The following is a 1,299-nucleotide window of genomic DNA, read 5'->3' on the forward strand; positions in this document are numbered from 1 at the left end:
GCCCCGGCCCCCCGGGAACAGCCCCGGCATCCGGGCCAGCCGTCACACCTCGCCCGGGTACCGCACCCCGATCAGCTCCCGCACGCGGTCCAGCGTGCGCATCACCGCGAGGCTGCCCTCCAGCGGCACCAGCGGCGACTCCAGCTCGCCCGCCCGCAGCGCCCGCATCACCTCCGCCGCCTCGTCCCGCATCCCCTTCGGCTCCGGCTCCGTGATCTCCACCGGATCCTCACCGTCCACATGCAGCACGCACTTGAGCGGCGCGAAGAACCCGCGCGGGAACTCGATCCGCCCCTTCGTACCGGACACCACCGCCGTAATCGGCAGCGAGGCCGTGATCGAGCAGCTCAGCAGCGCCGTCGCCCCCGACTCCCAGCCCAGCAGCATCCCCGTCTCGGCGTCCGTGCCCTCCGGCGTGAGGTGCGCCCGCGCCTGGATCTCCGAGGGCTCGCCCAGCAGCAGGTGGGCGAAGGACACCGGGTAGACGCCGAGGTCGAGCAGTGCGCCGCCGCCCAGCTCGGGGTTGCGCATCCGGTTCGCCGGGTCGAACTTCCCCGCGAAGCCGAAGTCCGCCTGGATCATGCGGACTTCACCGATCGCCCCCTCCCGTACGAGCTCCATCATGCGCCGCACGATCGGGTTGGTGTATGTCCACATGCCCTCCATCAGGAACAGGCCCTTGGCGCGGGCGAGTTCGACCAGCTCCTCCGCCTCGCGGGTGTTGATCGTGAACGCCTTCTCGCACAGCACAGCCTTGCCCGCCTCCAGGCACAGCTTGGCCGCCGCGTGGTGCGCGTTGTGCGGGGTGGCGATGTACACCACGTCCACGCCGTCGTCCTCGGCCAGCTCGGCCCAGCTGCCGTACGCACGCGGTATCTCGAACCGCTCGGCGAACTTCTTGGCCGATTCCAGGGTGCGCGATCCGACGGCCACGACCTCCGCGCCCGCCATCTCACGCACCTGCGAGGTGAACTGCGCGGCGATGCCTCCCGTGGCCAGGATGCCCCACCGGATCGGGGCCTCCGCCGTCGTGTCGCTCACCATGTCCTGCGCCATATTTCGCTCCAACTGGTCTCGACCACTCGTGAGTGCCTGAGAGCATAGGTAAAGATTCAAAGACTTTGGAGACCCGAATGCCGGAGACCGGCGCGAGCAGTCAGGACCACAAGGAAGACCGGACCGCCCAGACGGTCCAGACCGACCGGACTGGCCGGACTGGCCGGACTGGCCAGACTGGCCAGACGGTCCGGACCGACCGAACCGTCCCCCCGCCCCGACACCTGTCTCGTATACACATAT

Annotated in this window: 1 protein-coding gene; it reads right to left on the minus strand. The window is 69.4% G+C overall.

Translation table 11 applies throughout. The annotated features are described in order from the left end of the window. Positions 1-42: 42 nt before the first annotated feature. Complete coding sequence (locus AOK16_RS21490) at positions 43-1,056, minus strand: Gfo/Idh/MocA family protein (RefSeq protein ID WP_240483682.1); 1,014 nt, start codon at positions 1,054-1,056, stop codon at positions 43-45. Positions 1,057-1,299 lie beyond the last annotated feature (243 nt).

It is taken from the genome of Streptomyces pathocidini, from assembly GCF_001418495.1.
Taxonomy (GTDB): domain Bacteria; phylum Actinomycetota; class Actinomycetes; order Streptomycetales; family Streptomycetaceae; genus Streptomyces; species Streptomyces pathocidini.

Coding starts and splice junctions, on each gene's coding strand:
- AOK16_RS21490 (WP_240483682.1), bottom strand. CDS start 1,056: ATGGCGCAGGACATGGTGAGCGACACGACGGCGGAGGCCCCGATCCGG.